We start from the raw sequence: 2,633 nt of genomic DNA, 5'->3' as shown, positions 1-2,633 counted from the left end.
GAAATGTTGCTAACCTTCTGATAAGTTTGAAAAGGAATATCGGGGCGTGCGGAGTTATACGCCCCCAATCTGGAGCAGGGGTGGCTCAAACACGGGCGTATAACTCCGGCGGTAGCCGTGGTGGGTTCAGGTAATTTGCTGATTTTATTAGTGAAGCTGGGGTTTGTTCGGGCCGCGATTTTTGGAGTTATACGAATGCGTGTTATACGAACGGGTTCGTATAATTAGCTGTTGAACTAAACCGCTCCGCGGTAGCGGTGATACTGAGAATCTCCCCGGAATGGAGGTGATTGGAGGATACTTTTGAATGGCCCAAGTGGGCTTTTCAAAGAGGAGATGCCGCCATGACCCCCTTACGTCAGGCTATGATCCAGACCATGCGTCAGCATGGTTTTTCCCCGCAGACCCAAAAAAGTTATCTCTATGTAGTCGCGGATCTGGCTCGATATTATCGTCGATCCCCGGACCAGTTGGAGGTCGGGGATCTGCAGACCTACTTTAATTACCTCGTCCAGGAACGTTCCCTGGCGCCGGCCAGTTGTCGGCTTTACCTGCATGGCATTCGGTTTTTGTATCTGCAGGTGCTGCATTGGGCAGACTTCGACGTGAACCTGGTGCTGCCCAAGCGACCACAGCGCATTCCTGAGTTACTGACTCGTCAGGACGTTGCAAGGATAGTGGGAGCCACCAAGAACCCCAAGCATCGGGCCTTGCTGTTGATCACGTATGGCTGCGGCTTGCGAGTGAGTGAAGCCGTGTCATTGCAAGTGAAGAACATCGACGGGGAGCGCCACCTGCTTCACATCCATCAGGGCAAGGGCGGTAAGGATCGCATGGTGCCCCTGACTGACGTGCTACTCGATGTATTGCGAGCGTATTGGTGCCTTGGCCGCCCCGTACTCTGGCTGTTTCCGAGTGAAGTACTGGTTGGTCAGCACCTGACCGCCACCACGGCCCAGAAGGTTTATCGTCACGCCAAGCGCCTCAGCGGCGTGCAAAGACGCGGAGGGATACACGCACTGCGCCACGCCTATGCGACCCATCAGCTGGAACATGGTGTACCGCTCAACGAGTTACAGAAATATCTTGGGCACAGTGATCTGCGCACCACGGAGCGCTACCTGCACTGGTTGCCGGGAATATCCTCACAAAACCGTTCGCCTGCGGACTTGATCGCGGATCTGGGGGGTGCGTGATGGCCGGTTCAGTTACGGTCCAGTCGGCACTGACCCAGTTCCTCTCGACCGACTCATTGGACCGCCACCGTCGCAAGGTGTGCAGCCGACTGATGGATTGCCGCACAGCCCGGATGGGCGGTATGGAAATGCGTTGTGATCACTGCAAAGCACGAACCGTGCATTACTACGGTTGCCGGGACCGGCATTGTCCGCAATGCCAGAGTCGGGCTAGCCAACAGTGGTGTGAGCGCCAGCGTCGATCGCTACTGCCGGTACCCTACTTCCACCTGGTGTTCACCGTGCCCCACGCCCTGAATGGCTGGGTTCAGGTGCACCCGGAAGTGGTTTACCGTCGCCTGTTTGAGTCAGTTTGGAATACGCTCAGTCAGTTTGGCCATACAACCAAACACTTGCAGGGTGAGTTGGGCATGACAGCCGCGCTCCATACCTGGGGGCAGAATCTGAGTCGCCACGTTCACGTGCATTGCCTGATTCCGGGCGGGGTGCTCACAGAGGCCGGAGAATGGCATGAGGCTAAACATCAATATCTGTTCCCCGTCAGGGCCTTGTCCCGCCGCTTTCGCGGCCGCATGGTATCGTCCCTCAGACGATCGGTCAGAACCGGCGAATTGCACAGACTCACGGAGCCTCAAGCCATCGACGACGTACTCAAAAAAGTGATGCAGCAGGATTGGGTGGTTTACGCCCGCCCTTGTCTGAATCAGGCGGAGACGGTGGTGGATTACCTGGCTCGCTACACCCACCGGATTGCTATCAGTGACGGTCGTTTGTTGTCACAGGACGGCGGCCGAATCATGATCCGCTATGTGGACTACCGGGAAGGAGGGCGCCAGAAGAGCCTGCAACTGGAAGGGGCGGAATTTGTTCGACGGTTCCTCATGCATATCCTGCCCAAGGGCTTTATGCGGATTCGTCACTTTGGTTATCTGAGTAACCGAACCCGACGTCGCAAGCTGACGGCCATTCGTCAGGCCCTTCAAAAGCCACCCGAGGTCGATGTTGAAGTCAAGAATGGCTCGGAGTCCCAACGCAGCTGGCCGTGCCCTCGATGCGAGGATGGTGTGGTTTATATGGTTCGGCAGATTCCCCGGTTTAAAACCGTGGGTAGAGTGACGGGTTAGCCGCTTTCCCTGGCGGCTTCCCGTGAGCGCTACAGTTCCTGAGGAGCTGGGCTTCGACTCGGGCTGAGGCTGGCAATGAAAGAGACAGGGGGGTAGGCTGATCCAAACCACCCAGGGATGAGGCATTTTATGGGGACCATCAGGACGATAAGCACTTCTGCAGAGTACCTTTGCGGGCCTGAACCGCCATCCCGGTATCCGTTCAAAATTTACTTTACCCTTATACATTGTGTGCTGGCATTGGTGGCAGCGGCTTAGTCCAACCCACATTTAAAGGCCATGCTGCGCACGACCATTAAATGCTTCAGTGTTA

At 56.1% G+C, this 2,633-nt stretch carries 2 protein-coding genes; both read left to right on the top strand.

Features of this window, described 5'->3' with window-relative positions; translation table 11 throughout:
* Positions 1–344 precede the first annotated feature (344 nt).
* Positions 345–1,196, top strand: a complete 852-nt coding sequence (locus tag C7436_RS00010) for a tyrosine-type recombinase/integrase (RefSeq protein WP_011784494.1) — start codon at positions 345–347, stop codon at positions 1,194–1,196.
* Positions 1,196–2,320: an IS91 family transposase gene (locus C7436_RS00005; protein WP_121206282.1), complete on the top strand. Its 1,125-nt coding sequence runs from the start codon at positions 1,196–1,198 to the stop codon at positions 2,318–2,320. The genes C7436_RS00010 and C7436_RS00005 overlap by 1 nt, the downstream gene beginning before the upstream one ends.
* The last annotated feature ends 313 nt before the right edge of the window (positions 2,321–2,633 follow it).

This window comes from Marinobacter nauticus (assembly GCF_003634635.1).
Classification (GTDB): domain Bacteria; phylum Pseudomonadota; class Gammaproteobacteria; order Pseudomonadales; family Oleiphilaceae; genus Marinobacter; species Marinobacter nauticus.
This window is presented reverse-complemented; position numbering and strand designations above follow the sequence as displayed.